The organism is Deinococcus arboris (genome assembly GCF_009755355.1).
In the GTDB taxonomy this organism is placed as follows: domain Bacteria; phylum Deinococcota; class Deinococci; order Deinococcales; family Deinococcaceae; genus Deinococcus; species Deinococcus betulae.
Genome location: NZ_WQLB01000018.1, coordinates 53,078 through 80,074, shown reverse-complemented (window position 1 = coordinate 80,074; position 26,997 = coordinate 53,078). Strand labels below are relative to the sequence as shown.

20 protein-coding genes and 1 pseudogene are annotated in these 26,997 nt (G+C 66.0%); 6 read left to right on the top strand and 15 right to left on the bottom strand.

The window, feature by feature from the left end; all coding sequences use genetic code 11:
• Positions 1-11: 11 nt before the first annotated feature.
• Positions 12-1,493 (top strand): carboxypeptidase M32, encoded by a 1,482-nt coding sequence (locus tag GO986_RS13550; RefSeq protein ID WP_157459826.1) that lies wholly within the window; start codon positions 12-14, stop codon positions 1,491-1,493.
• A gap of 65 nt (positions 1,494-1,558) precedes the next feature.
• Here the strand turns inward: GO986_RS13550 and GO986_RS13545 are convergent, their stop codons facing one another.
• Positions 1,559-1,810, bottom strand: coding sequence for a hypothetical protein (locus tag GO986_RS13545; RefSeq protein WP_157459825.1), 252 nt, complete (start codon positions 1,808-1,810; stop codon positions 1,559-1,561).
• 307 nt (positions 1,811-2,117) lie between these two features.
• Between GO986_RS13545 and GO986_RS13540 the strand changes: the two genes are divergently transcribed.
• A complete protein-coding gene (locus GO986_RS13540) occupies positions 2,118-2,507 on the top strand; it encodes a helix-turn-helix domain-containing protein (RefSeq protein ID WP_157459824.1) in 390 nt (129 codons plus the stop codon).
• A 63-nt stretch (positions 2,508-2,570) separates the two neighbouring features.
• Here the strand turns inward: GO986_RS13540 and GO986_RS13535 are convergent, their stop codons facing one another.
• The 7 genes and pseudogenes from GO986_RS13535 to GO986_RS13510 all read right to left on the bottom strand — a co-directional run bounded on the left by GO986_RS13535 (position 2,571) and on the right by GO986_RS13510 (position 8,929).
• Positions 2,571-2,753, bottom strand: coding sequence for a type II toxin-antitoxin system antitoxin (locus GO986_RS13535; protein WP_157459823.1), 183 nt, complete (start codon positions 2,751-2,753; stop codon positions 2,571-2,573).
• 6 nt (positions 2,754-2,759) lie between these two features.
• Entirely contained in the window at positions 2,760-3,671 is a 912-nt protein-coding gene (locus tag GO986_RS13530) for an SPFH domain-containing protein (protein ID WP_157459822.1), read from the bottom strand.
• 95 nt (positions 3,672-3,766) lie between these two features.
• Complete coding sequence (locus tag GO986_RS13525) at positions 3,767-4,027, bottom strand: hypothetical protein (protein ID WP_157459821.1); 261 nt, start codon at positions 4,025-4,027, stop codon at positions 3,767-3,769.
• 666 nt (positions 4,028-4,693) lie between these two features.
• Complete coding sequence (locus GO986_RS22975; protein ID WP_232337787.1) at positions 4,694-6,076, bottom strand: tetratricopeptide repeat protein; 1,383 nt, start codon at positions 6,074-6,076, stop codon at positions 4,694-4,696.
• A 1,110-nt stretch (positions 6,077-7,186) separates the two neighbouring features.
• Positions 7,187-7,510: pseudogene (locus GO986_RS23470) on the bottom strand (AAA family ATPase); the annotation flags it as partial.
• Between the two features lie 109 nt (positions 7,511-7,619).
• Positions 7,620-8,720: a S1C family serine protease gene (locus GO986_RS13515; RefSeq protein WP_369409363.1), complete on the bottom strand. Its 1,101-nt coding sequence runs from the start codon at positions 8,718-8,720 to the stop codon at positions 7,620-7,622.
• Complete coding sequence (locus tag GO986_RS13510; RefSeq protein WP_157459819.1) at positions 8,717-8,929, bottom strand: FmdB family zinc ribbon protein; 213 nt, start codon at positions 8,927-8,929, stop codon at positions 8,717-8,719. Before GO986_RS13510 ends, GO986_RS13515 begins: the two co-directional genes overlap by 4 nt.
• Positions 8,930-9,439: 510 nt before the next feature.
• Here GO986_RS13510 and glmS point away from each other — a divergent pair.
• On the top strand, positions 9,440-11,260 hold the full coding sequence (gene glmS, locus GO986_RS13505) for a glutamine--fructose-6-phosphate transaminase (isomerizing) (RefSeq protein ID WP_157459818.1): 1,821 nt from the start codon (positions 9,440-9,442) through the stop codon (positions 11,258-11,260).
• Positions 11,261-11,317: 57 nt separating this feature from the next.
• Here glmS and GO986_RS13500 read toward each other — a convergent pair whose 3' ends face one another.
• Entirely contained in the window at positions 11,318-12,946 is a 1,629-nt protein-coding gene (locus GO986_RS13500) for a C1 family peptidase (RefSeq protein WP_198170681.1), read from the bottom strand.
• A 99-nt stretch (positions 12,947-13,045) separates the two neighbouring features.
• Here GO986_RS13500 and GO986_RS22615 point away from each other — a divergent pair, with 99 nt between their 5' ends.
• Both GO986_RS22615 and GO986_RS13495 read left to right on the top strand, forming a co-directional pair.
• Positions 13,046-13,216 (top strand): hypothetical protein, encoded by a 171-nt coding sequence (locus GO986_RS22615; RefSeq protein ID WP_198170679.1) that lies wholly within the window; start codon positions 13,046-13,048, stop codon positions 13,214-13,216.
• On the top strand, positions 13,213-16,026 hold the full coding sequence (locus GO986_RS13495; protein ID WP_157459816.1) for a PAS domain-containing sensor histidine kinase: 2,814 nt from the start codon (positions 13,213-13,215) through the stop codon (positions 16,024-16,026). Before GO986_RS22615 ends, GO986_RS13495 begins: the two co-directional genes overlap by 4 nt.
• Positions 16,027-16,181: 155 nt before the next feature.
• On the opposite strand, the gene GO986_RS13490 is transcribed toward GO986_RS13495, so the two are convergent.
• The 6 genes from GO986_RS13490 to GO986_RS13465 all read right to left on the bottom strand — a co-directional run bounded on the left by GO986_RS13490 (position 16,182) and on the right by GO986_RS13465 (position 25,436).
• Positions 16,182-19,052, bottom strand: coding sequence for an AbfB domain-containing protein (locus tag GO986_RS13490; protein ID WP_198170677.1), 2,871 nt, complete (start codon positions 19,050-19,052; stop codon positions 16,182-16,184).
• Positions 19,053-19,276: 224 nt separating this feature from the next.
• Entirely contained in the window at positions 19,277-20,689 is a 1,413-nt protein-coding gene (locus GO986_RS13485) for an AbfB domain-containing protein (RefSeq protein WP_198170675.1), read from the bottom strand.
• A 142-nt stretch (positions 20,690-20,831) separates the two neighbouring features.
• Positions 20,832-21,824 (bottom strand): ABC transporter permease, encoded by a 993-nt coding sequence (locus GO986_RS13480; RefSeq protein ID WP_157459814.1) that lies wholly within the window; start codon positions 21,822-21,824, stop codon positions 20,832-20,834.
• Positions 21,821-22,846: an ABC transporter permease gene (locus GO986_RS13475; RefSeq protein WP_369409362.1), complete on the bottom strand. Its 1,026-nt coding sequence runs from the start codon at positions 22,844-22,846 to the stop codon at positions 21,821-21,823. The genes GO986_RS13480 and GO986_RS13475 overlap by 4 nt, the downstream gene beginning before the upstream one ends.
• Positions 22,843-24,387 carry a sugar ABC transporter ATP-binding protein gene (locus GO986_RS13470; RefSeq protein WP_369409361.1) on the bottom strand — a complete coding sequence of 515 codons (1,545 nt, stop codon included), beginning with the start codon at positions 24,385-24,387 and terminating at the stop codon, positions 22,843-22,845. Before GO986_RS13470 ends, GO986_RS13475 begins: the two co-directional genes overlap by 4 nt.
• 83 nt (positions 24,388-24,470) lie before the next feature.
• Complete coding sequence (locus GO986_RS13465; protein WP_157459813.1) at positions 24,471-25,436, bottom strand: ABC transporter substrate-binding protein; 966 nt, start codon at positions 25,434-25,436, stop codon at positions 24,471-24,473.
• A 253-nt stretch (positions 25,437-25,689) separates the two neighbouring features.
• On the opposite strand from GO986_RS13465, the gene GO986_RS13460 reads away from it, so the two are divergent.
• Positions 25,690-26,655 carry an ArsR/SmtB family transcription factor gene (locus GO986_RS13460; RefSeq protein ID WP_157459812.1) on the top strand — a complete coding sequence of 322 codons (966 nt, stop codon included), beginning with the start codon at positions 25,690-25,692 and terminating at the stop codon, positions 26,653-26,655.
• The last annotated feature ends 342 nt before the right edge of the window (positions 26,656-26,997 follow it).

Below are 26,997 nucleotides of genomic sequence, written 5' to 3'. Positions count from 1 at the left end.
AGGCTGGGCGCATGACCATGACCGACCTGATGCGCCGTCTGGGGCAGATTAATGACCTGGAGGCCGCTGCCAGCCTGCTCTCCTGGGAGCAGGAGACTTTTATGCCCCCCGAAGCGGCAGCTGGGCGCGGCCTGCAACTGACCACCTTGAGCGGCCTGGCACACGAACTGCTGGCGGATGACCAGACGGGACAGCTGCTGGCTGCGGCCCAGCCAGAGGACGATACGCAAGCCGCTGTGGTGCGCGTGGCCCGCCGGGACTATGACAAGGCGACCAAACTGCCGACCGCCTTTGTCGAGGAACGCACCCGAGTTCAGAATGAGGCCCATCATGCCTGGCTGGAGGCCCGCGCCAACAGCGACTTCGCGGCCTTTGCGCCGTATCTGGACCGCCTGATGACCCTGGCCCGCCGGCAGGCCGATCTGAGCGGCTACGACGAGCACCCCTACGACGCCCTGCTGGACGACTACGAACCGGGCATGCGCGCTTCGCACGTCAAGGCTGTCTTTGCCGACCTGCGTGACCGCACGCTGCCGCTGCTGACCCGCATTCGGGCGGCGGGGGACGCGGCCGACTACAGCGTGCTGACCCGGCCTTTCCCGCACGGCGCGCAGAAAGCCTTCGCCTGGCAGGTGGCGGGCGAGGCTTTTGGGCTCCGGGACCAGTTTGCCCGTCAGGATGAGAGCGCCCACCCGTTTCAGTCCTCATTTAGCCGCAGCGATATCCGCATTACGACGCGCGTGGAAGACTACTGGCCCGCCTGCTGCTTTGGCACCTGGCACGAGACTGGCCACGCCATGTATGAGCGGGGGGTGGCCGAGCGCTGGGCCCGCACGCCGGTGTCCAGTGGCACCAGCCTGGGTGTTCACGAGAGCCAGTCGCGGATGTTTGAGAACCTGCTGGGGCGCAGCCGACCCTTCTGGGAGCGGTACTTCCCCCAGTTGCAGGCGGTCGCACCCGAGGTCACAGAGGGTCTGGACGCCGAGACCCTGTACCGTGCGGTCAACCGCGTGAACCCCAGTCTGATCCGGGTAGAGGCCGACGAGGTGACCTACAACTTTCACGTCATGCTGCGCTTCGAGCTGGAACTGGCCCTCCTGGAAGGCAGCCTCACGGTGGCCGAGCTGCCGGACGCCTGGAACGCCAAGATGCAGGAGTATCTGGGCCTGACACCGCCGGACGACGCCCGCGGTGTCCTCCAGGACATTCACTGGTCAGCCGGCCTGATTGGCTATTTCCCTACCTACACGCTGGGCAATCTGCTGAGTGTGCAGCTGCTGGAAGCGGCGCGGCGTTCACCGGAGATTGCCGCCGCGACCGACCGCGCCGACTACGGCCCCCTGCGCGATTGGCTGGCCGATCAGGTGCATCAGCATGGCCGCAGCCTGACCCCCGACGAACTGACCGTGCAGGCCACCGGCCAGCCCCTGACCGCTGACCCCTACGTCGCCTACTTGCACCGCAAATACGAGGACATTTACAGCCTGAAATAAGGGGCGGCAAGCACGGCAAAGAAAGAGGCCCGGCATATACAGCCGGGCCTCTTTTCTGCTTTGTCTTAGACCGCTTGTCGGCGTTCAGCGCGGGTAATCAGATAAGCACGGGCCGAATTAAGCCAGGTCTGGGCCAATTCGGTGTTGGGGTGCTGCCGCTCCCGCAGGGCGGTCACGCCAAGGTGCAATTGCCGCTCAATGCGCCGCACCGCGCCCAGCCCCCCCTCGTTCTCGACCTCAATCAGGGTATTCAGCAGCGTGGTGGGGTGAGCGTAGCCGACGCGGATGCTTTCGGCAATAGTGTCCAGGGCGCGCATAGGGGGGCACTCCTTCCCGCCCGGTGGGCGGCGAGGTCAAGGTCAGGGAAAGTGCGGTGCAGAGCAGAAATGCGTGGAGGAGGGCCTGTTGTAGGGCTCATCTTATCAGGGCAAATCGTGAAGGGCAAGAAGGGTTAACCCTCATTCTGTATTGACCGTAGTGCGGGGCGGTGTTACACTCCAAGCAAGGTAGCCCCATTCTGCCCACAGGCAAACCTGCCTGCCGGGTGGGGACGACCCCAGGCGGCACGCGCTTCCTGCACCCGCAGGGCAGTGTGAGGCCAAGCCGCAGCCGAGGAGGTGAAGAATGAAACTGCATGAAAGACTCCGCGAACTCCGCAGTGAACGCGGGCTGCGGCTGAAAGACGTGGCCGAGACGGCGGGCATTAGCGTGCCTTACCTGAGTGACCTGGAACGTGGCCGCACTAACCCCAGCCTGGAAACCCTCCAGACTCTGGCGGGCGCGTACACCATCACGGTGCACGACCTTCTGGAAGGTGTCGAGTTTTATGGAGCGTCCACCGAGGGCGCGCTGCCCAAAGGTCTGGCCGACCTGGTGGCTGACCCGACCCTGGGGCCGCAAATCACGCCGGACTGGGTACGCACACTGTCGCGTATCGAGCTGCGTGGCAAGCGCCCGCGCGACAAGCAAGACTGGTACGAGATTTACCTGCACCTCAAACGCATCCTGAACTAAGCGGCCCCGGCCACTTAGCCTGAAAGAGGCTGCCCCCCACACTGGTTGGGGGGCAGCTGTTGTTTAGTCCTGGCTGGGCTCTGGTGGGGGTTCTGGCGTGGGCTTCAGGCGGCCCTCGTCGCGGGCGGCGCGCGTCAGCAGATACTCGATCTGTGCATTGACGCTGCGCAGGTCGTCGGCAGCCCAGCGTTCCAGCGCGGCGTACAGCTGAGGGCTGATGCGCAGGGGAAAATTCTTGCGGGTCACGGCGCCTTAGTACAGGCTGCCGGCGTTCACCACCGGCTGCGTGCCGCGTTCGCTGGTCAGGACCACCAGCAGGTTGCTGACCATCTGGGCCTTGCGCTCCTCGTCCAGCTGCACGATGTCCTGGTCGGACAGCTGCTTGAGGGCCATCTCGACCATGCCCACGGCCCCCTGCACGATCTGCGCGCGCGCCGCAATGATGGCGCTGGCCTGCTGACGCTGCAACATGGCCCCGGCGATCTCGGGCGAATAGGCCAGGTGGGACAGCCGGGCTTCAAGCACCTCCACCCCCGCGTGGCGCAGGCGGGTGGCCAGCTCCTGACCCAGCGCCTCGGCAACCTCATCGGCGTTGCCGCGCAGGCTCATGCGGCCGTCCTCGTACTCGTCGTAGGGGTACTGGCTGGCCAGGTGGCGCAGGGCGGTCTCGGCCTGAATGGCGACAAACTGCGCGTAGTCCTCGACATCGAACACGGCCCGCGCCGTGTCCACCACGCGCCACACGATCACGGCGGCAATCTCGATGGGGCTGCCCGCCGCGTCGTTCACCTTCAGGCGTTCGCTGTTGAAGTTGCGAATCCGCAGGCTGACGCTCCGGCGCACCGTTAGCGGATTGGTCCAGTACAGGCCGTTGCGCCGTTCGGTGCCCACATAGCGCCCAAACAGGGTGAGATTGGTCGCCTGGTTGGGCTGCACGATGAAAAAGCCGATGACCACGAACACCAACAGCACAGCCAGCGCGGCGGCGGCGCCCGGAAAGTCATTGAGCAGCAGCCAGAAGTTGCCCACCACCGCCACCAGCCAGGCCAGAAAGACCGGAACGCCGGGCAGGCCAAACGCAGGCCGCTCCACGCTGGCCACGCCGCTGCGCGGAGACACGCCACCTTGCGGGGCAGGGGTGGGTACATGCTGCAGTTCATTCATAGGCAACCTCCAGATGGATGTCCTATCAAAGTGATATCACTTTGATAGGAGCTTGAATAGAGGCTGCGCACGGGTCTCCAGGCCTGCTGTTCTCTTTAGGCTGCTGGGCGGAGCTGGATGAGGTGGTGCAGCAGCGCCAGGGTCGGCGATAGGCAGGGCAGATGCTGGCCCAGATAGGTCAGGGCGTCGGTCAGCGGGAGCAGGATGCGGCAGTCGTCGCTGGACAGCGTCTGTGGCGGCGCTGCCTGGTACGCCTGGGCCAGGAGCGCCGTGGCCTCGGCCCAGTGATCGGTGGTGGCCGCCTGAATGTACAGTTGAAGGTGCGGGGACTGAGAAGGGGGCAGAGTGAGGGTCATGGCGCAGGCTCCTGGTCAGCGAGAGGCTTGGGCGGGATGCGCCAAAGGTAGCCGCCGACCTGTGGAATGTTGTGGAACCCCTGCGGAACGGCAGCGCATTTATGACGAGGCCAGGACGCCGCCAGTTCTACTCTGGGTGGCATGTCTGGCGCTGCTGTTCCAATCTGGTGGCCCCTGTGCTGACTCTGGACCATCAGCTTGATTTGGCTGAACGCGCGGCGTTGGCAACCCTGGGGCTCACGCCGGCTCCTGACCCCCAGACCCCTGAGCACCAGTCTTTGCGGCGTCATCTGCGGCAGGCGCGCACCCAGTTGGGCCCTGTGCAGGGCTGGCGCTGCCTGGACCGTCCGGCGGTCTGCCGGGATCAGGCTGGTGTCCTGTGGGTGGTTTTCCAGAGTTACGCGGAAGTGCGTGAAGTGGCCCAGGCTGCCCGGTCACTCCGGGTGTACGGCTGGCAGACGAGGCTTCTGGTGGGGGAAGCTTTTGGGCCGCTGGTGCGGGTCTGGATGGCGCGAGCGCCGGAGATGGAGGCTCAAGGCCCGCACGCCTCCTCTTCATCACAGGCCACCCTGATCGACGCCGCCCAGCGCCTCTTGTCACCTGCTCTAACGGGGTTCAGATCAGAAGGAGTAAGGAGGTCAGCCGCGCGTCACCGGGCCCTGGCCTTCAGAGCCGCGCAAGGTCGCGCTCGAAGTCCTGCTGACGGCCAGGGTCGCCCAGACCACGGTACAACTCGATCAGGGTGCGCAGGGTGTCGGCTTCCGGAAAGAGACGCTGCATGGTTTCAAAGTGCGTTGCCGCCTCAGCCAGGGCGCCGCGTTCCAGCGCCTCGGTGCCCAGAACGCGGTAGGCGGCGTGCAGCGCCTCTGGAACCTCGGTGTCGCGCAGGTCGGCGGCCCAGGGCCGGTCGAGCCCTGGGAGAAAGGCCGTATCGCCGCCCAGAATGCGCCGGATGAGCATCAGGTTGCGCAGCCGCGTGGCCCGGCGCAGTTCGTCCAGATCGGTGCGGACATCCAGTTCCCCGCTGAAGGTGTAGCGCCGCTGGTCGTCCTGCACCACAGGCTGTTCTATGCCAGTGGCCTGAGCCAGACTGGTCCGCAGGGTCTGAAGGGCGTTGCGGTGGTCCCCGCGATCCTCTCCAATCAGGGTGCGTTGTAACTCGGCTGATGTGGCCGGCGGCAGCAGGGCCATCAGCGCCAGGAGTTCCTGGGCTCGGGCCCGGCTGGCACCTGTGAGGGGCAGTGGTTCGCCGTCAACCGTCAGCTCCAGTCGGCCCAGTGTCCGGACAAAGACACGCCGCCGGGCTTCACTGCGCCCAAAGGCATAGTCGGCCAGTTCGTCGGCATACCAGCCCCGGCGCACAGCCTCTTGCAGCACAGGACGTAAGAGCGGCAGGTCAAGATTGAGATACAGTCTCGATTTGCCCTGGCGGTGAAGTTCCATGAACGCATCAAGGTGGGCCTGTTCCAGCCTGCCCTGCTCAAAGTGAATCTGCGCCACATACAGGCGGGCGCGAGCCGCCCACTCGGCCAGTTCGCCTGAATCGGTTGGGTAATTGTGGAAGAAGCCGAGCGCACCGTCGCGGTCGCCCTGTGCCCAGGCCCGCTGGCCACGTTGGAAGCGGAGGAGGGTCGTCAGCGTCGGGATCTCTGTGAGTTGTGGGTGCCGCTCCAGCAGGCTCTCTGTGAGAGCAAGTTGTCGGTCGGCCTCGGTGTGTTGGAATTGAGCACGTGCGGTTTCGGAGAGGAGAGCCTGGGACAAAAACTCCATGTCAGGCTGGTTAGAGAGGCGGGCCTGCTCAATGCCCTTCATGAAAGAAGTACTCGCTTCGTCGAACTGAGCCTTTTTAAGGGCCACGCCTCCCAACGCAAAGTAAATGTTAGTCGTGGTACTCGTTTGCTGCTCTTCTGATATTGAGAGTGCGCGGCGCAGCAGCTCTTCGGCCTCATCCACTTTATCAAGGGTGCCGTGCAAGATGGCTGCGTTTAACAGAGGGATGGGCAGGCGCCCAGACTGTCCCAGCCGGTCAAAGATTTCGTAAGCCCGCATGGCAGCATTCAAGGCGTCGTCCGTCCTCGCCAGTTGGAGATAGGTGACGTTCAAGGCGATAAGAGCTGCACCCAACGCACTTTCCTGGTGAGTCCGTTCGGCCAGAGTCACAGCTGCCAAATGTTTTTCAAGCGCTGTCTCTCTGTCACTATCGGTATCTCGAATGAGATTTCCCTCTGTGGTGAGGAGAAAGACCTGTTGCTTTGCGGAGAGGGTTGACCAGTGTAGTTTTGCCTCTTCGATGAGCTCTAAAGCCTCTTTCTGGCGCGATTGCATAAATGAGCTGTGAGCCAGATATGGGAGAACGCGGGCGCGAGTTTCCGGGCGCTGCGCCAAGTGTTGCAACTGCTTCCCGCCGGCCATTGCTTGACCAGTTTCGATCAAGGAAAGTCCATAGACCTCGCTGAGTGTAGGTGAGGCCGCCACTCCCTCTGAGGGCAGGCGAGCCACCATCTCTCGGATAAGGCGAAACTGGCTCCGTTGAAAGAGAGCTGGCATGATTTGCTCAGCCGCCGCCAGAGCCTCTTGTGATAATTCAGCGTGTATCAATAAGTTCAGTGCTTGCAGTGGCTGGTCTTGAGTCAAGGCTGTCTGGGCCGCTTGCCGGTAAGTGGCCTGCCACACTGCGCGCTGTAGACGTAACTGTTCATCAAGTACAGTCAGCACCTGCTCATGAGGTTGTACTGCTCCACCTTGCTGCAGCAGAGGCAGGCGTTGATTGATGAGCAGGCCCAGCCAGTCATCTGGTACTTTCAGGCCGAGCAGATCAGGCAGATACGGCGTCCAGAGGTCATAGGGGGCCAGAAAGGGAAGGGCCCGCTGCAGCTCCATGGGTAGGCTGCCCAACAGGGCTCGAATCAGGTCGCCAGCCGAGTGACCATAAGCGCCTGCCACGGTGAGCGCCACACCCATAGGCCAGCCATGCTGGGCCTCAAGTTCGGTGTCTTGCTGGCGCCCCTGGGTTGCCGCCAGCTGCGTGACCTCGTGAGCATCGAAAGCCAGCTGCTCAGGGCCAAGCACATGCACCTGCCCCGACGCTACCAGTGAGGCCACCTCTGCTGAGGGCCAGTGGCGGGCCGCCATCAGCAGCCGGTGCTGCGCAGGCAAAAGCTTCATGAGCGTGACCAGCCATAATTCGTTGTCGCGGCTGAGCCGTTCTGCGTGGTCCAGCAAAAATAAAGTCGGGCTCAGCGGCGTCAACTGCTGGGCCAGCTGTTTGGCAGAAAGTGGACGCCCCGTGTTGGCCGCCTTGACAGCCTCGGCGACACTAGGTGCAGAGAGGCTCAGGGCGTCAGCAAGATCTGAGACCAGCGTGTGCAGGTCGTTGCCTACTTCACGGAAGTCAAGACGCACCGCTGCAGTGCCAGTTTCCTCCGCCAGCTGAGCCAGGAGTACAGTCTTGCCATAACCGGAGGGGGCAATCAGCAAGGTCACCTGGGATTGCTGCACCCTGGCCAGCAGGCGCTCACGTCGAATCAGGTTCACGGGGAAAGCTTATCGTAGAGGAAACCGGCCGCTGGCGCGCCGTGAACCCTCTTCCGCTTTACTGCAACGTACGTTTAAGGAGCGTGACCTTCACCGCCACCCGCTTCTTGTTGCGCCAGACATCCAGCGTGACTGTTTGCCCCGGCCGCTTGGCAGCCACCAGCCGAATCACGTCAAACGAGTCGCGCACGCGCTGGCCGTCGACCTGCACAATCACGTCGCCCAGGGGGGCCAGCAGCTGGTCGCGGTTGTTGCGCAGGCTGCCGCGCAGGCCCGCACGGGCGGCGGCGCTGCCCGCCGGCACCTGATCCACCAAGGCCCCCTCCGAACTGCTCAGGCCCGCCAGCTGGCGCAGCGCCGGGTCCAGGGTCTCCAGGTCCACCAGGCCCGCGCCCAGCGTGCCGCGCTGGGGCACCCCCACCTTTTCGAGGTCATCCAGGCTCTGCCGCACCAGATCACCCGGCAGGGCAATCCCAATGACGCCCGGCACCAGGCCGTTGGGGGCGGCGTTGGCATCAGCAACGCCCACCACCAGCCCACGGGAATCCAGCACCGGCCCGCCGCTGTTGCCCTGCTGCAGGCTGGCGGTGGTGGTGAGGTACTGCCCCACTTCCTCGGCCAGGCCGTCGTTGCGCGGCACGTCGCGGGCGCTGGCCGCCACGCTAAAGACGCCCGTGCCCACAAAATTGGGAATGCGCAGGGGCGTGCCGATGGTCATCAGCTTCTGTCCCGGAATCAGGCGGGCGCTGGAGCCAAAGCTCAGGGTGGCGGGGGCCGTAACGCCTGTCACGCGCAGAATGGCAATGTCAATGCCCGGGTCAATGCCTTCCAGTTTGGCCGTCACGCGCCGCCCGTTGTACAGCGTCACCGTGATGGATTCCTGATACTGCACCACATGGTAATTGGTGACGATCAGGTCTTTTTTGTAGAAGAAGCCGGTGCCTGTCTCGGTGGGCAGGTCACCGGGCTGAAGCCGCTCGCGCTGTAGGCGGTTGTCCACGCGCACCACAGCCTGCAGGGCCTTTTGCGCCACCTCGACCGTATTAATTTCGTCGGCCGTGACCAGGGTGCTCCGCGCCGTGACCCCGCCTGCTAGATACGCGCCAGCCAGCGCACCGGCCAGCAGCAGCCCCAGGCCGAAGGCGCGCGCAGGTTTCACTCGCCGCCGCCCCCCCCGCTGCCCTCGGTCTTGGGGCGCGAATCGGTGACATAAAACCCGCTGCCCTTGAAGGCAATGCCGGGGCGCGCCAGCACCCGCTTGACCGGCGCGCCGGTCTCGGGGTGGACGGTGTAGGCGTCGTCGCGCATGCTCTGCTGCAACTCGTAGATTTCGCCGGTGGTCAAATTTTTATACAGATACGTGGGCATGGTTGTTACCTTGGTGGGGAGTGCAGAGCCCCGTCTGGGCGTACAGAACAGCCCACCGGAAGCGCTCCTATCCTAGCAAGGGGAGGCCGGGACGGATGAAGGGGGCGTGGGGGTATCTTGGGGGTCCCACGGCGCGGCGCCCGCATGAGTGCCGTACTCACCTGAGTGCTGGCCTGGGTGCTATGCTGCCGGGCGGACCGTTTGGTGTCCGGTCCACACCAACAGGGCAGCGCAAGGTCCCCTTCCGGGGAAGACGAGGTGGAGGTCAGCGAGTGTTCTGCGGATGCCTCCAGGCCAGCATTCAGGGCCTACCCGGCGCCCATACGGGCGTGAATCTGCGGCCATAAGCCCCGTGGCGACACGGAGATAAAGCCGCGAACGATGCACACAACTTCAGCAGGCACCAGGGAGGCGATTGGCATATGGTCAATGGCTTAGGGCAGGTGGTCTTCTCAGGCCCTTTGCCTTCAGCCATCTGCCCTAAGCCATGCGCGCTCCGAAGGATCACCTATGTGCGGAATCGTTGGATATATCGGCCCCCGGCAGGCGCAAGAGGTTCTGATTTCGGGCCTCGCTAAACTCGAATACCGGGGCTACGACAGCGCAGGCATCGCGGTATGCCATGACGGCCAGATTGACGTGAAGAAGAAGGCGGGCAAACTCGCCAACCTCAGCACGCTGCTGGAAGGCCAGCCGCTGCCCGGCACTCTGGGCATTGGACACACCCGCTGGGCCACCCACGGCCTACCAAACGACACGAACGCGCACCCGCATGCCACCGAAGACGGGCGGATTGTGATCATTCACAACGGCATCATCGAGAACTACCTGACCCTGAAAGAAGGCCTGATGAGCCGGGGCCACGAGTTCAAGAGCGAGACCGACAGCGAAGTCCTGGCCCACCTGATTGAAGAGGCGTACAGCGGCAACCTGGAAGAGGCGGTGCGCGTGGCACTCAGCCAGGTGCGCGGCGCCTACGGCATTGTGGTGACGCACGTGGACCACCGCGAGATCGTGGCGGCCCGGACTGTGAGCCCGCTGGTGATGGGCGTAGGCGAAGGTGAGATGTTCCTGGCGTCCGACGTGCCCGCCCTGCTGGCCTACACCCGCAACATGGTGTTCCTGCACGACGGCGACATGGTGGTCCTCAGTGACGACGGGTTTAAGGTCATGGACCTGGCCGGCACCCCCCAGCAGCGCCAGATTGAACACATTGAATGGGACGCCGAGGCCGCCGAGAAAGGCGGGTACGACACCTACATGCTCAAGGAAATCTACGAGCAGCCTCAGGCCCTGACGAACACCTTGATTGGCCGCCTGCACGACGAGACCGGCGAGGTGAACCTGGACATCAACCTCGATCCCGGCTCGTTTAAGCGTATTTCCATCATTGCCTGCGGCACTGCTTTTTACGCCGGTCTGGTCGGCGAATACCTGATCGAGCAGCTGGCGCGCATTCCAGTGGAAGTGGACGTGGCCAGCGAGTACCGCTACCGCGATCCCCTCGTCTCCGAGCACACCCTGGCGATTGTGGTCAGCCAGAGCGGCGAGACGATTGACACCCTTGAAGCCCTGCGCGAGGCCAAGAAGTTTGGTGCCAAGACCCTGGGGGTCATCAACGCCAAGGGCAGCTCCATGACGCGCGAGCTGGACGACACGCTGTACATCCACGCGGGCCCCGAAATCGGCGTGGCGAGCACCAAGGCGTACACCAGCATGGTCAGCGCGTTCCTGATGCTGGCGCTGTGGCTGGGCCGCGCGCGCGGCACCCTGAGTGCCGAGCAGGGCGCCGAACTGCTGCACGCCGCCCGCGAACTGCCCCGTCTTGTGGAAGAGGCCCTGGCCCCCGAACGTGTGGCGCGCATCAAGGAAGTCGCCGAGAAGTACGCCCTGGCCCGCGACTACCTGTTTCTGGGACGCGGTGTGAACAGCCCCACCGCCTATGAAGGCGCCCTGAAGCTGAAAGAAATCAGCTACATCCACGCCGAAGCCTACGCAGCCGGCGAGATGAAGCACGGCCCCATTGCTCTCATTGACGAGCATCTCCCGGTCGCCGTGATCGCCACCGAAAGCCGCCTGCTGGAAAAGACCATTTCCAATGTGCAGGAAGTGCGCGCCCGCGCGGGTAAGGTCATTCTGTTCCTGAGCGATGGCGATACCGAGAATGCCCGCCACGGCGACGACGTCATTTACGTCCCCCGCGCCCACGAGATGGTGAGCCCGGTGGTCAACGCGGTGGCGATGCAACTGCTGGCGTATTTCACGGCGACTGCACTGGGCAAGGACGTGGACAAGCCCCGGAACCTCGCCAAGAGCGTGACAGTCGAGTAAAGACAAAGGAAGGGGGCCGCAGCGCAAGCCGGCTGCGGCCCCCTTCCTTTGTTCTGTTTAGAAGCCGGCCATATCGCTCGCCACGGCATTCGCACGCAGGTTGTACACGCCGTACACTTCCTGATCCATGAAGTTGTCGGGCAAGTAGGCGTAGCCGCCGTCGCCGAAGCCACAGCTCCACGAGTTCTTGATGACGAAGTAGCCGGTGGGCAGGGTCATCTTGGCATTCACCAGGCCGCCAATCTTGACGTTGTAGGTCTGGTTGCCGGTGTTGACGTAGCCCACCACGTGGATGGCGTGGCCGCCGCGCGGGCTCTGGCCCATCAGGGCGGTGTTGGGCAGGCCGTTGGCGCCGATGCTGTCAAAAGCCCGGTCCACCGTGAAGCCCAGAATCAGCTGGTCGCCCCGGTCAATCATCTGGCGCAGCATGGCGCGGCGGTAGGCGCGGGTGGCGTCGGCGTTGCCCAGGTTCATGCCGCCCAGCGAGACCCAGACCTCGTTGCCCTGGGTGGGCCGGAAGTTAAAGGCGGCGTTGGGGGCGATGTCCCACTCGGGCTTCCAGGCGCAGTTGTTGGTGCCGCTCTGGCAGACCAGTTGCGCCTGAGCCGTGGTGTCGCTGCACGCCTGGTTGGCGTAGTTCGTGCAGGAGTTCTTGAAGGCCGTGATGGGCTGGTCATTGTTTGCGGGCACGCGGGTGCGGCTGCGGGACGGGTTGTACTTCCAGCGCACCTCGGTAGGAATCATGCGCGCCTTGGCGATGGCGTCGTTAAAGTCGCCCCAGCCGGCGCCGTCGCCCAGCACGCCGTCGTCGCCGCGCAGCCAGTAGTAGGCGTACTGCTCCGAGAGGTTAAAGGGCGTCTTGGTGCGCCTGGCAATCATGGTTTCCAGCGCGGACACGTAAGCAAAGGCCATGCAAGTGCCCCGGCGGCCCTGGTCCTTGATGGTCGTGATCTGGTTGATGGCGTTGCCGCGCATCTGATTAAACAGCGCGTTGGTGGGGGTAAAGCGGCAGGCGCCGTCGCTGGGGTTGTTGACAAAGCCGTCGCCCAGTTCCTGACCCGGCTGCGAGGGCTTGGGCGGCGTGTTGGTCAGCGTCATGGGGGCCAGCAGCGGAGCCTTGATGTTGATGTTCGCCGCGATATTTACGCTGCTTAGGGTGTCGGCCGACAGGAACTCGCGGGGGACGGGGTTCTGTTCGTTCAGGCCAAACGACTGCAGCACGGCGGCGCGGTTGCGTCCGGCGTCGGCCTCGGCCTGCGCCACGTTCACGGCCACCGTGTCCTGCCCGAACAGCAGCACTTCCTTGTCCTCGCCGGTGCGCAGCCGCACGTTGACAGGCACCGTCAGGCCGCGCGGCAGGCTCAGGGCGGCGCGGGCCACGTCGGCCCGCAGGTCGCTGCTGGCGGCCAGGCTGCGGGTTACATTCAGGCTGCGGGTCACCTCGGCGTCGCGGGCCTGAATGCGGGCCGGCAGGTCGCTCAGATTGACCTGCAGGGCGTTGGGCGCTTGCAGGGTCTGCTGAAAGACGTTCGGGGCCACGCGCAGCACATTCAGGTCCAGGTTGGCAATCTTGATGGGCTGAAGCTGCAGGCCCGACAGGTTCACCGTGTTCTGGGCGTGGGCGGTGCCCAGCAGCGCGGCGCTGAGGGCGAGCAGGGTGGCAGTGCGGCGGGCAGAGGTGGTCATGTCGGTCTCCTGTTCTGAAAGTGGGCGTGGGGTCAGTAGAGCGGATGAAGCGTTGCGCGGGCGTTGCTCACCGGGTTCGGCGGGCCTGACGCCCTGTCCGTGCCAGCAGTTCATCATGCCCGGCGTGACCGGGCCGTGATCGCTCTGGCTGCGCCCATGACCGCCGGGGCCTGCGCGGTGTGCGCCCGCCGCTGCCTGCGCTATGGTGCTCGCGTGCCCACGCTGCACCTGACCGCCATCCTCAAACCTTTTGGCACGGAGACCCCGTGACCCTGCGGGACGCCGCCGAGGCCCTGGCCGGCGCCGCGCTGCAGGACGTGCCGGCGTGCCTGCTGGCCCACGCCGTGCGCCCCGGCGTCCGGGCGGCGCTGCTCAGGGCGCGTGGCGCTGCCTGGGAGGCGACCGGCGCGCAGGAGGCCCCGGCCGCGCTGCCGGGTTCGGCGGCGCTCTGGGCCGGGCGGGCTGCGCGCGCCGCCCAGGAAGGGCACTTCCTGTATGAGGAGGAAGAGGGGGGCGGCGCCTGGGCCGCCGCGCCGCTGCCCGGCGGCCCAGGGCAGCCCATAACTGCGGTGCTCCTCGTGGCCTACGACGCGCCGCCCTCTCCAGAAGACCAGGACACGCTGCGCACGCTGGCGGCGCTGGGGGGGCTGGCCCTGTGCGCCGGGAAGGCCGTGGCCGGCGCCACCGAGCGCACCCAGCACCTCATGAGTGTCAGCCCCATCGGGATTGCGGCGGGCACCCCGGACGGCCAGCTGGTCGAGGTCAATGACGCTTACTTAAACCTGCTGGGGTTTTCGCGCGCCGAGTTTGAAGCCGGGCAGATTGACTGGCTGGCCCTGACCCCCGAGCGCGAGCGCGAGGCCGATGCCGCCGCGTTCGAGCGCGCCTTTCGCACCGGAGATTCGGGCTGGTACGAGAAAACCATGCTCAACCGCAGCGGCCAGAGCCTGCCAGTCGAGGTATATCTGCTGCGCGCCTCTGAGGGTGACCGGCTGCTGGTGGTGGGCTACGTGCGGGACCTGCGCGAGCAGCGCCGCACCGAGCGGCTGACCGAAGAACTGCGCCGCTCCCAGGCGGACACCATGCGGGCGCAGCTGGCCCTGAGTACGCAGCGGCTGACCCACAGTGAAGAGAGCCTGGCCCAGCGCGAAGGCGACCTGACCCGCAGCGCCGAGAAGCTGGCGGCCAGCGAGGCCAGCCTGCGCCGCAGCGAGGGGGGCCTGGCCCGCCTGGCCGAGCAGCTGCACACCCAGAATGTGCAGCTGGAAGCGCGCACGATGGTGCTGGAGGGCTTTGCCACCCTGACCCGCGACCTGACCCGCGACACCGACCTGTACGCCCTGATTCGCCGCGCCCAGCAGTTCACCCTGACCCTGCTGCCTCAGGGCTTTGCGGTGTACTACGAACCGGCTGGCGGGCTGTGGCGCCTGAAATCTCAGGTGGGGGACCTGGGCAGTCCAGAGTTGCAGCGGGTGCTGGACGCCGGGATTTCCTATGAAGGCACCCCGAACCTCCTGATTCCGTGGCAAAGTTTGCAGCCGTACTACCAGGAGGCCTACGACCACGACGCCGACGGGCTGCCCGAAGCCACCGCGCAGTTGCAGACCACCGCCACCTTGCCGGTGCTGGTGAGTGGGCGCCCGCGCGGCATCTTTGCCATTGGCCTGAACAGCGCCCAGCCCTGGTCGCAGGCCGACAAGGTGGTGCTCGAAAGTGTGGCCCAGAGCCTGGGCGTGGCGCTGGAACATGTGGAGCAGGCCCAGGAACTTCAGCGCCACGCCGCTGCCCTGGAAGAGAGCAACGCGGCCCTGCAGGCGCGCACCCGCGCCCTGGAAGCCTTTGCCGACCTGACCCGCGACCTGGCGCAGGAAAGTGACGCCCTGACCCTGGTGGGCCGCACGCAGGACGCCATTGTGAAATTGCTGCCGCACACCTTCAGCACCTATTACGAACCAGGCGGTGACCTGTGGGCCCTGCAGTCGCACCGGGGCCGGTTTCATGACCCGGCGCTGCTGGCCCGGCTGGAAGCGGGCTTGCCGCGCGGCGGCGCCCACAATCTGGACGAGCCGTTTGCCACGGGCGAGGCGCGTTATCAGCACCAGTACGACGCCCAGTCCACCCCGGCCGTGGCGCGGGTGCAGCTGAGTGCCGTGCGGGCCAGCGCCGCCCTGCCGGTCATGGTCAACGGCCAGATGCGGGGCGTGCTGGGGGTGGGCCGGCAGGAAGCGCGCGCCTGGACCGCCGCTGACCAGCAGCTGCTCAGCGCCGTGGTGTTCAGCCTGCAGTTGGCGCTGGACCGCGCCGAACACGCCCAGACTTCAGTGCGCCGCACCCAGGAGCTGGAGCGCAGCAACCGCGAGCTGGAGCAGTTTGCGTATGTGGCCAGTCACGACCTGCAAGAGCCGCTGCGCACCATCACCAGCTTTGCTGAGTTGCTGGCCCGGCGCTTTAACACGGACGCGGACCCCAAAGTCGAGCGCTACGCGCGCCACATTACCGAGGGCACCGCACGGATGCAGCAGCTCATTCAGGACCTGCTGACCTTCGCGCGGGTCACGGCCGACCGCCAGCCGCCCCAGCGTGTGCAGCCCGCCGACCTGCTGCGTCAGGTGCGCGCCGACCTGCAAAGCCAGATAGAGCAGGCCGGGGCCACCGTGAGCGCCGGCCCCCTGCCCCCCGTGTTGGCCTCGCCCACCCAGCTGCGTCAGCTGCTGCAAAACCTGATAGGCAACGCGCTGAAATTCCGCGCGCCTGGCCGCGCCCCACAGGTGCAGGTCAGCGCGCAGCGCGAAGGCGACTGGGTGCGCCTGTCGGTGCAGGACAACGGCATCGGGATTGACCCGGCCTATCACGAGCGGATTTTTACGGTGTTTCAGCGCCTGCATGGCCGCGAGCAGTACCTGGGCAACGGCATTGGCCTGTCGGTGGCGCGCCGCATTGTGGAAGGCCACGGTGGGCAGATGGGCGTGGACTCGGTGCCGGGGCAGGGCAGCACCTTCTGGTTCACCCTGCCGTCAGGCGAGAGGCGCGCCGAGGTCCGCGCTGGCGGGCCGGGCAGCGCGGCCGGCGGCGAAGGGTAGCCCCTGGGCCGGACCCCCGGCGGGCATCAGAAACCGCCGCCCCACACGGGGCGGCGGCCTTTGTGTCTCCTGGCCTGCTGCGGGTGGCCGGTTGTCGTGGCTCGGAACAGAGCCGGTCCCGGTTCCTCGTCATGCCGCCCGCAGGGGCGCTGCTCTTATGGCGCCCAGGGCGCGGCAATCGTCCAGGTGCTGTCGGGCTTGAAGCCGCCTGCGCTGTCGCTGGGCCGGGCGCCGCCGCCCGACGCAATCCACAGCCCGCTGTCAAAGTGGCGCAGGAAGAAGCCGGGCGAGTTGAAGGCCTCGAAACTCACGCCGCCCCCGCCCAGGCCCGGCTGCGCGCAGAAGGTGGCGTCCTGCCGGAAGAGGTCGGTGTTGTCGTTCGCCGCCAGCCCAATCCGGAAATCGCGGTGGCGCAGGTACTGGCCGGGGAGGTTGCGGGCCTCGAAAGAGGTGCAGCGGCTGTCGGCCAGGCCCGGTGCCAGTCGGAAGGTGGCGTCTTGCTTGAGCAGCGCCGGGCTGCCCCCCGTGACGACCTCGGTAAAGCCCAGGCCGTTCTGGTGCCGGGCAAAGCGGTTGGTGAAGCCGGCGGTGGTGACTTGCAGAGACTGGTAGGCGTTGGCCAGCGTGACGCCGCTGCGCGCCCAGGGCGTAACCACGTTCCAGCTGCTGTCCTGCACCAGATTGCCGGTGCTGTCGCTGGGCAGTGGCCCGCCGTTTTGCGCCAGCCACAGCGCGCTGTCGTAGTGGCGCAGGTAACGCCCTGGGAAGTTGTAAGACTCCAGGCTGATGCCCACGCCAGACAGGGCGCTGCGGGCGCACCAGGTGGCGTCGCCGTTAAAGGCGCTGCTGCCGTCAGGGCGGTCCCGTCGCACGCGCGAGTCGCGGTGGCGCAGGTATTCCCCGGGGTAATTCAGCGATTCCAGCGAGTAGCAGGTGGCGTCGGCCAGCCCCGGCACGATGCGCCAGGTGGCGTCTTTTTTCAGCAGTTCGGCGCTGCTGCCAGTGACCACTTCTGTCGCGCCCAGGCCGTCCAGGTGCCGAATAAAGCGGTTGGTGAAGCCGGGCGTCGTCACCTGAAAGGACTTGTAGGTATACAGCGGCAGGGTGACCTTGACGGGCAGGTCGTTGGACGCCGCAATCAGGCCCAGGTGCGCGGTGCGGGCGCGGGCCACGTCAATCTTGGCAATCTGCCGGTCGTAGGTGTACAGGCCGTTGACCTCGCTTTCCACGTCGGTCAGCTCGGTGTAGACCGAAGCGCTCAGGCCCTTGTTGATCATCAGGGCCCGGGTCGCCTGCACCAGCCCCAGGTAACGGTCGTTGAAGGCGGCCACGCTGGGCTGCATCTCGTAGCTGAAGCTGGTGTTGGGGTTCCATTCGTGGCCGGGGGTGCGCAGGCCCAGCCCGCCGAATTCGCCCAGCACAGAGACGCGGCTCAGAGATGGGTTGGGCGTGCCGGGGCCCACATAGACGTGCCAGTCGGCCAGGTCGCCGTTGCCGCCGTCGTAGCCGCAGCAGTTCCAGCCGCTCATGTTGTCCACCAGGCGGCTGGGGTCCCAGGCCTTGACGGCGTCGGCGATGCGGGCGGGATCATACTCGCCCCAGCCCTCGTTCTGGGCCACCCAGGTGACGATAGACGGCGAGGAGCGGTGCTGGTCCACCATGATCCGCAGTTCCCGCTCGAATTCGGCGCGGTCGCTCGAACTGGGGTTCACGCCGATGCGCATGGACGGCATGTCCTGCCACACCAGCAGCCCCAGCCGGTCGGCCCAGTAGTACCAGCGCTGCGGCTCGACCTTGATGTGCTTGCGCACCATGTTAAAGCCCAGGTCCTTGTGCTTTTGCAGGTCGGACTTCAGGGCGTCGTCGGTGGGCGCCGTGTAGATGCCGTCGGGCCAGTAGCCCTGGTCGAGGGTGCCCAGCTGAAACACGAACTTGCCGTTCAGCACCGGGCGCAGGAAGCCATTAATCACTTTGGTGCCGATGCTGCGCATCCCAAAGTAGCTTTGCACCGTGTCCACGGTGGTCGAGCCACTGACCAGCTTGACCGTCAGGTTGTACAGGAAGGGATCATCCGGGTTCCACAGACGCGCATTCGGCACTGGCAGGCGCAACTCGGTGTCCACGCTGCCGTTGACCGTCCCCACCACCGTGGTGCCATTCAGGCCCGTGATCTGCACCGTCTGGCCACTCAGGCCCTCGCCGCGCACCGTGACTTTCAGGGCGCCGCCGGGCACGTCGGGCGTGAGGTCCAGGCGGGTGATGTGCGGCGCGGCGACCGGCTCCAGCCACACCGTCTGCCAGATCCCGCTGGCGGCGGTGTAGAAGATGCCGTTGTCGGGCACATTCACCTGCTTGCCTAGCGGCTGCCCGGCGGCGTTCGTGGGGTCATACACGCCCACGATGACCTCGTTCGAGCCGGCCCGCAGCGCGCCCGTGATGTCAAAGCTGAAGGTGTCGTAGCCGCCCGTGTGGGCGCCAACTTGCGTGCCGTTGACATACACAGTCGCCTGGTAATCCACCGCGCCAAAGTTCAGCAGGATGCGCCGCCCGTTCCAGCCGCTGGGCACCGTAAAGGTCCGGCGGTACCACATGCGGTCCTGGTGCCGCTGAATGCCGGACAGCGCCGACTCGATGGGAAAGGGCACCAGCACGGTTTCGGCGAGGTTCTGGCCCACCGGGGGGGCCTGCCCGGCGCTGGCGTTGGCAAACTGCCACTGTCCGTTGAGGCTCTGCCAGTCGGGGCGGGTCATCTGCGGGCGCGGGTACTCCGGCAGGGGGTTGGTGGTGGACACCTGCGCGGTCCACGGCGTGCTGATGGGCGGCGTCTTGGGCTGCAGGGCCAGGGCGCCCAGCGTGGGTGGGGTGGCGCTGGCCATGGCAGGCGGCTCGGGCAGCTCGGCGGTGGCGGCCGGCTGCGGCGTGCCGGCGCAGGCGCTCAGCAGGGCTGCGGCCGCTGCGAGGGCCAGCGGCCAGCGCAAAAGACGCGAAAGCGGTCGGGGTGGAGAAGCGGGGTCGGGTGGGTGCATGTGGCAGCTCCAGAAGATCGGGGTGAGAGGGCGTGGAGAGGCGTAAGCGGCCCCGCCGGGGCGCGTGAGGTCGCCCCGGAGCATGGGAAAGAGGAGGGTGGCGGCCCTTTTGGGAGCCACAGAATGGGAAGGGCAGGGGAGAAACGTCGGTGGTATGCTGTGCGCTGCCGGACAGGCTCAGCGAAAAGCGCTGGCGTTCAGGTCCGTTCGTTGGTCAAAGGCTGTTAAGGTGCCCAGGCGCCGGCCAAGTTCCAGCTGGCGTCCTGCTTAAAGGCCGTGCTGCCGTCGTTCACATCTAGCCACACCTCGCCGTTGCGGTGGCGAATGTAGGCGTTATTGATGTTGCGCGACACGAAACTCACGCCGCCTAAGCCCGCCAGGCCGGTCTGCGCGCAGAAGGTCGCGTCGCGGCGCATCAGGTCGCTGCCGTCGTTGCGGTCAATCCGCAGGCGGTTGTTCTGGTGGCGCAGGAACTGGCCAGGGAAGTTGCGCGACTCCAGCGAGTAACAGCCGGTGCCGTCCAGCGCGCCCACGACGCGGAAGGTGGCGTCCTGTTTCAGGGTGGCGCTGCTGCCGCTGGTCACCACCTCGGTGTAGCCCAGGCTGTTCAGATGCCGCAGAAAGCGGTTGGTAAAGCCGGGCGTGACCACCTGCAGCGAGGTCCATTGCCCGGTGGTCAGGGTGATGCCCTGGCCTCCGCCTCCCCCGTTCACATTGCCGTAGATGGTGCGGAAGGCGGTCTTGTCGCCGTCGGTCAGGTAACCGTTGTTCTGCCCAATCTGCTCGGGCGGCACGCCCTGCTTGCTGGTCATGACCCACTGGCCGTTCACCTGGCTGTTGCCGTAGTGCATGATGGAATGAACGTCGTAGCCGGTAAAAGCGGTATTGACCCGGTTGTCGCGGATGATGTCGTACTGGCTGCGCCACGCCGGGTCAATCAGGCCGTAGTTCACGTTGATGTAGCTGTCGCGGTCCTGCCGCTGCTGCTCGTGTTCCAGACCCGCCGCGTGGCCCATTTCGTGCAGGGCGGCGCCCACGCCACAGCCGTCGCGGCCCAGGGTAATTTCCTGGCCATTGGGCTTGAAACTGGTGCTCATCATGCCCACGTAGCTGCTGCAGCCGTCACCGGCCACCACCCGCACGTAATTGGCCTGGTTGGTACGCGCCACGTACCGCACCACGGTCTGCCCGTTGTAAATCTGCACCGCCTGGTTGAATTGGGTGCGGATGTTGGCAGTGGCGCTGCCGTCAAAGACGAAGGGCACTACGGCCCCTGGCCACTTGAGGCCCGCGTCGGTAATGCCGCTGCTGAGGGGCTGAATGCTGCTCCGGTCGGTGCGCAGGATGGTCTGCCCACTCAGGCCCACCACCGCCGTGCCGCGCACATCCCCTATGATGTCGTCGCCCAGATAGGCGTGGCCACCACTGAGAGTCACGGTGCTGGGCGCGTCGCGGTCTGGGAGCTGGACCTGAAGGGTGTCTCCAGTGGGGTGGTGGGCCTGCCACAGGGCGTCGTGGCTGTGGCGCGTGCTGGCCTGGGTTTCGGGGGCGTGGGTGTGGTCATGCCCGTCCGTGCCGGCGCACGACGCCAGGATGAGCGAGAGACTGAGCAGGCTAAGAAGCGGAAGTGGACGCATAGAGCAACCTCCTGACAGGGGAGAGGGAACGGCAGAGGCAAACAGGCGGCACACGGCACCAGCAGGGCGGCCGGTGGGGCCGTCCATAGGACGACAACGCTGGAAGGTGGAGTGGGGTCAGCAGCGCGGCGACGCGCGGGCGTTAGGGCTCACCGGACCCTCCGGCGCGGCTTTGCAACACCACGACCAGCAGCAGAAACCCGCCGCGGATCACGCTTTGCCAGTACGGCGACAGAGAAATCACGCCCCGGCCGTTTTCGAAGTTCAGCAGGTTAAAAATCAGGCCCAGCAGCAGGGTGCCGGCCAGGGTGGCCCAGATGCTGCCCATCCCGCCCGTCAGCAGGGTGCCGCCGACCACCACGCTGGCGATGGCCGACAGTTCCCAGCCCAGGCCCTCGGTGGGCTGCCCGGCGCCCAGTTGCGCGGCCAGGATGACGCCCGACAGACCCGCCAGCGCGCCCGAGAGCCCGTACACGCCCAGCTTGATTCGGTCTACCGGCAGGCCCATCAGGCTGCTGGCGTCCTCGCCGCCGCCGGTGGCCAGGGCGTGCCGGCCAAAGGGGGTCAAGCGCAGGGTCACGGCCGCCGCCACCACGACCACAGCCAGGATGACCCCCGGCACCGGCAGCCGCCACAGGTCGCCCTGGCCCACCCACGCCAGCGCCGTGTTGTTGGGGTCCAGGCCCACGCCGCCCTGGTTGCGGGCCAGCAGCAGCGCCAGCCCCCGCGCGGCCAGCAGGGTGGCCAGGGTCGTAATAAACGGCTGGATGTTCAGCCGCGTGATAATCAGTCCGTTCAGGAGGCCCACCGCCGCCCCAGCCAGGACGCCACCCAGGACCGCGATGCCCACGCCGTGGGGGCTCAGCAGCGCGGCCACCACACTGCTCATGGCGACCACGCTGCCCACCGACAGGTCAATGCCGCCCGTGATGATCACGAAGCACATGCCCACGGCAATCAGACCAAACATGGCGTTGTAACGCAGGAACGTCGAGAGGTTGTAGGCCCCCAGAAAGCCGTCGTAGCGCAGCGCCCCGAACAGCACCAGCAGCAGCAGGGCCACCAGCACGCCCGATTGGCTGAGCAGGCGCAGGGTGCGGGTGCGCCGCGCCGACGGCGGAGCAGCGGTCGTCATGAGCGGCCTCCCCGGCGCTGCAGCAGCGCCACTGCCGCCACGATGATGGCGGCCTTGACCATCAGGGCGGCGGCGTCGGGCACCCCGCGCGCCAGCAGGGTGTAGCGAATGAGCTGAATAATCAGGGCGCCGGCCACCGTGCCCAGCACCTGCGCCCGCCCGCCGCTGAGCAGGGTGCCGCCCACGGCCACCGCCGCAATGGCGTCCAGTTCCATATTGAGGCCTACCTGATTGGCGTCGCTGCTGGAATTGATGGCAATGACGATCAGTCCCGCCACGCCTGCCAACAGCCCACTGAGGCTGTACACCGCCAGTTTGACGCGGGCGACCGGAATGCCGGCCAGCCGCGCGGCCTGTTCGTTGCCGCCCACCGCCAGCACGTAGCGCCCGAACACCGTGCGCCGCACCGCCCAGTACGTCACCGCCACGATGACCAGCATCAGCAGCACCTGAAAGGGAATCCCCAACGGACGCCCCAGCCCGATATACGAAAAGTCAGGGCGGGTGAAGCTCTGGAGCTGCCCGTTGGTGATGACCTGCGCAATGCCGCGCCCGGCGATATACAGCACCAGCGTCGCCACGATCGGTTGCAGGCGCAGCCGCGTGACGAAAACGCCGTTGAGCAGCCCAAACGCCCCGGCCGCCAGCACCGGCAGCACGAACGCCAGCGCCACCCCCAGGGCGGGCGCCCCCGCAAACGCCGGATTTAAAAACAGCAGCGGGGCCAGCACCCCACTGATGGCCATCAGCGAGCCCACCGACAGGTCCACGCCCCCGGTGGCAATTACCAGGGTCATGCCCATCGCCACAATCACGGTGGTGGCCACCTGCGTCAGGTTCACGTTCAGGGTCTGCACACTCAGGAAGTTGGGGGTCAACAGCGCGTTAAACAGCAGCAGGGCCGCCAGAATCAGCAGGCTGACCCGGATGGCGTGCAGGTCGGCCCACAGATCGCCCCAGGCCAGCGGGCGCCGGGCGGGTCGGGCGGGGCTGGACGGCACGGTCTGCACCTCGCCCTTCACGCGGCCCCGGCGGCGCCAGGGTCGGCTTCGCCCTGGGCCATGGCGTGCAGCAGGGCGTCTTCGGTCATGGCCTCGCCGCTCAGGCGCGCCACGCGGCGGCCGTGTCGCAGCACCGTGACCTCGTGGCACCCTTCAATCAGTTCTTCCAGTTCGCTGGAAATCATCAGCACCCCTAAGCCGCCCTGCGCCAGTTCGCCGATCAGGCGCTGAATCTCGGCCTTGGCGCCCACATCAATGCCGCGCGTGGGCTCGTCCAGAATCAGGAGGTCCGGTTCGGTGGCCAGCCAGCGCGAGAGCAGCACCTTTTGCTGGTTGCCCCCCGACAGTTCACGGATGGGCTGCTCGGCGCTGCTGGCTTTGATGCCCAGCCGGGTCATGAAGCGGTCCACGATCTCGGCCTGCCGCGCCGTGTCCACCACCCCGGCGCGGGCCAGGCGCGGCAGCAGCGCCAGCGTCAGGTTCTCGCGCACGCTCAGGTCAGGAATGATGCCCTGCGCCTTGCGGTCCTCGCTGCAAAAACCCAGCCCGGCGCGAATGGCGTCGCCCGGCGCCCGGAAGTCCACCGCCTGGCCGCGCAGGGTGATCTGGGCCTGGTCGGGGCGTTCGGCGCCGAACAGCACGCCGGCCAGTTCGCTGCGCCCGGACCCCAGCAGCCCGGCCAGCCCCACCACCTCGCCCCGGCGGACCTCCACCCCGGCGCCGCGCAGCCGCGTGCCCAGGGTGACGCCGCGTGCGCTCAGGAGTTCTTCGTCACTGGCCTGCCCCCGCACAAAGCCGGTCTGGGCGCCGCTGCTGTCCAGGGCGCGCCCCAGCATCAGCTCGACCAGCCGCAGCCGGCTCACGTCAGTCATGGGGCCGCTGAAGACCGTGCGCCCGTCGCGCATGACCGTGATGCGGTCACAGACCTCGTACAGCTCGTCCAGGCGGTGAGACACGAACAGCACCGACACCCCGCGCGCCTTCAGGCCCCGGATCACCCCAAAGAGGGTCTCGACCTCACGCTCGTTCAGAGAACTGGTGGGTTCGTCCATCACGACCAGGCGCGCCTGCACGCTCACCGCGCGTGCCAGCGCCACCATCTGCTGCACGGCGGTGCTGTAGCCCCCCAGGGGCCGCGTGACCTCCAGGGTCAGGCCCAGGTCGCTCAGGGCCTGCCGGGCGCGGTCGTTCAGCGCGCGCCAATCAATCAGGCCAAAGCGGCGCGGCTCGCGGCCCAGCATGATGTTCTCGGCCACGCTGCGCAGCGGCACCAGATTGACTTCCTGGTAAATGGTGGCAATGCCGCCGCGCTGCGCGGCCAGCGGGCTGGGAAAATCCACCGCCGCGCCGGCAAACGTGACCTGCCCGGCGTCGCGCCGGTAGGCCCCCGTCAGCACTTTAATCAGCGTGCTTTTGCCCGCGCCGTTCTGGCCGATCAGGGCGTGAACCTCGCCGGGGCCAACCGTCAGCGACGCGCGGTCCAGCGCCGGAACGCCGGCGAAGGCTTTGCGGATGTCCTGCATGTCTAGTAGCGGCAGGGAAGAAACGGGCGACTGGCTCAAGGAAACACAGACCTCCTGAACAGCTCCGGCCACCTGCGCGGCACCAACCTTAGGGGCGCTGTGCAGGTGACCGGAGAAAGAAGTTAGTACGCGCTGGCCAGGCCAGCTTTGGCGTTCTGCGGGGTGTAATCGCGGTCGGCGTTGATCACCTTGGCGGGGTACTTCTGCCCGGCGGCGTAACCGGCCAGGGTCTTGAAGGCGGCGGGCCCAAAGCGCGGGTTGCATTCCACAACGTAGTTGATGCTGCCGTCCACGACCATCTGCACGGCTTCCTTGCCGCCGTCAATAGACAGCACGATGATGTCCACGCCGGGGCGTTTGCCCGCCGCCCGGATGGCCGACACAGCGCCAATCGCCATTTCGTCGTTGTGGGCGTAGATCACGTTGGCGGTGGGGTTGGCCTGCAGCAGCGTTTCGGCGACCTGTCGGCCCGTGTCGCGGGCAAAGTTGCCGGTCTGGCTGGCCAGAATCTTGAACTGCGGGTTCTTACGAATCACGTCGTCAAAGCCCTTCTTGCGGTCGTTGGCGGGGCTGGAGCCGGTGGTGCCTTCCAGCTCAATGATGTTGGTCTTGCCCTTGGCGTTCTTGACCAGCCAGTTGGCGACGCGCTGCCCTTCCTGAACAAAGTCCGACCCGATAAAGGTGACGTAGTCGGTGCCGGCTTTTGCCAGCGCGGGGTCAATGTTGCGGTCGAGCAGAATCACCGGAATGCCTGCTTTGGCGGCCTCTTTGACCACGGGGGCCAGCGGCTTGTCTTCACGCGGCGACAGGAAGATGGCGTCCACCTTCTGCGCGATCATGGAGCGCACGTCGGCCACTTGCTTGGCCGTAGAACCAGCGGCGTCGGTGTACACCAGCTGATGGCCCAGGCGCCGGGCCTCGTCCTGCATGCTCTTGGTCTGGGCCAGGCGCCAGGGGTTGTTGCTCTCGGTCTGGGCAAAGCCCACGCGGTAGGTCTTCTTGACCGCCAGTTTGGGCAAGCCCTGGGCCAGCACCGTGCCGGTCAGGAGGAGGGCCACGCCGCCCAGCACCATGGTGGTTCGTTTCATATGTCCTCCGGGCAGGGGCACGCCGAAGCCGTCAACAGATGCACGCCAGCTGCGCGTCCTGCGATTACAGATTGTGGAACAATAAAAACGTACCAAAACAGCTGATAAGAGTCAAATAAATTGGTGGGTTGTCTAAGTGTGCTGGAAGCCCTGTAGCTTTGATGTGTCCAGCCCAACGCGATTTGCCCATCAGGCCGCTCTTGAAAACCCACCACTAAACTTGTAGTTTTGGTGGGTATTTTCTGGAGGTTTCATGCCTATTGCCGGACGCCGCACCCTGATTGTCGAGGGCGAGGAAGCCCTGCGCGTGGCCCGCGCGGTGGACAGCGAGACCCGCATGTCCATGTTGAGCCTGCTCTCGCACAGCCCCATGAACGTGACCGCGCTGACGGCCGCGATGGGCCTGCCAGCCTCGACCGTTAACTTCAATATCAAGACCTTAGAAGACGCGGGCCTGCTGGACGTGCAGTTCATGCCGGGAACGCGCGGGCGGCAGAAGCTGATCAGCAAGCGCTACGAGGAGATTCTGATTAAGCTGCCGGGCGCAGCGGTCAGCGCCCAGAGCAACGTCGTCGAGATTTCCATGCCGATTGGCAATTACCGCCGTTCGGACGTGCAGCCCACCTGCGGCCTGGCCACCGAAGCCAAGCTCATTGGCATGGTGGACGATCCGCGCTCGTTTTTCGAGCCTGAGCACGTCTTCGCGCAGATTATCTGGATGCGGCACGGCACCCTGGGCTACGACTTTCCCAACAACCTGCCCCACGGCGCCGAGGCCACCGAGCTGGAAGTTTCGATGGAACTGTGCTCTGAAGCCCCGGAACACGACCTGGACTGGCCCTCAGACATCACGGTGTGGGTCAATGGCACCGAACTGGGGACCTGGACCAGCCCCGCCGACTTTGGTGGCGTGCCGGGCAAAGTTACGCCGCGTTGGTGGCCACTCAACCACACCCAGTACGGGGTTCTCAAACGCTTCAAGATCAGCCGCGAAGGGACGTTTATCGATGGGCGGCAGGTCAGCGCCACCACGACCATCGACCAGCTGGCTCTGGGCGCCCAGCCTCTGATTGAACTGCGGGTCGGCGTCAAGGACGACGCGCGCCACAAAGGCGGCATGAACCTGTTTGGCCGCCGCTTTGGTAACACCGAGCAGGACATCGTCATGCGCGTGTGGTACGAGTTCCGGGAAGGCGAGCGGCCCTACGTCATCAAGTAGAGGGCGCGGGAAGAGGTCATGAGCACTCCGGCAAACGCTGAAATCTAAGCGGGGCGAGAGAGCAAGCGGACGAGCGGGCGTAGAGGTGACCCAGCCTTGACCTCCCAATTTGTCAGCGGTGCAGCTGGATTCTGTCTGATGCGAACTCCGATTGAATTGTTTACAAAAACGATTCAATTCGAGCGGAGCGAGTGGGAGAAAAACGGGTTCCGGGCGTGGAGTTGGCAACCCAGTGGGATGCTGGGTTGTTGGCGTTACAGAGGGAATCCGTATGAGGCGCGAGTCTCGTTCTCTCGTCTACCGAAGAGAAAAGTCCCCAGCCAATTGGTCTGGGGACGAAGG